General features: G+C 59.9%; 1 protein-coding gene. It reads left to right on the forward strand.

Annotated elements, in window-relative coordinates; genetic code table 11:
• Window positions 1-143: 143 nt before the first annotated feature.
• The coding region (gene istA / locus EB836_RS18010; protein WP_135542820.1) for an IS21 family transposase at window positions 144-1,156 on the forward strand (1,013 nt) is incomplete at its 3' end.

The following is a 1,156-nucleotide window of genomic DNA, read 5'->3' on the forward strand; positions in this document are numbered from 1 at the left end:
AAGAACTGCCCAGTGGCGGCCACGATTTCTGCCCATCCGAGCATGTAGAACCTCTCATTGAGACACGACCCCGAACCACTTCCGGGAGATGATGACGGTGTCTAATCGATCAACATCCACCACGAGAGGGTTCGGGGCCGCGTATGAAGTCTGACGGAGAAATCATGGAAATTCTAGAAGCGTATGACTCCACAGGGTCCTACCGAGCCGCAGCCGAGTTGGCAGGGTGTTCACACCACACAGTCAAGGCCCACGTCACCGCCCGCGCTCAAGGCCGCCCGGTGGGCGTGCCCGTCCGCCGTGATCGGGTCACGGACGAGTTCATGGACAAAATCACGGAGCTGGTAGCCCGTTCAGGGGGCAGGATCCGTGCCGATAAGGTCCACGAACGCCTTCTTGGACTCGGCTATGAAGGTTCGGAGAGATCAACTCGCCGTGCCGTCGCCCACGCCAAAGCGATCCATGAAAGAGCAGGTCGTCGTGTGCATCGTCCCTGGGTGGCAGAGCCGGGACTGTGGCTGCAATACGACTACGGTGACGGGCCCGTCGTCGGTGGCGTGAAGACGGTGTTGTTCATCGCGTGGTTAGCGTTCTCGCGGTTTCGCATCGTCATTCCGCTTCGGGATAAGACGCTGGCGTCGGTGTTCATGGTCTTAGACCGCACGTTTCGACTCATCGGCGGCATCCCGACCTATGTGTTGACTGATAACGAGAAGACCGTCACGACGATGCATATCGCCGGGGTTCCGGTACGCAATCGCGACACAGTCTCATTCGCGAAGTACTACGGAACGACGGTCCTGACGTGTCAGCCGGCCGATCCGGCATCGAAGGGCGGGGTGGAGCGGTCCGTCCAGATCGCGAAGGCTGATCTGGTGCCCACAGCCACGAACCTGCGCAATGAGTACGCTTCGTTTGCTGACCTCGAGGCCGCCTGCCAAGCCTTTATGTCCGAGATCAACGAGAAAGAGCATCGGGTGACGAAACGATGTCCGATCGACTTGATCGGTCAGGAGCAGGAGAGGATGCATCCGGTCCCGGATCGGGCGCATACGATCGCGTTCGGTCTGTCGAGGAAGGTTCCGGTCAATACGCCGATGGTCGCTTTCGAGTCCGGGCAGTATTCGGTACCGCATGCACTCCTGGGGTCCGAGGT

Origin of the sequence: Brevibacterium sp. S111 (assembly GCF_004745075.1) — a bacterium.
GTDB lineage: Bacteria > Actinomycetota > Actinomycetes > Actinomycetales > Brevibacteriaceae > Brevibacterium.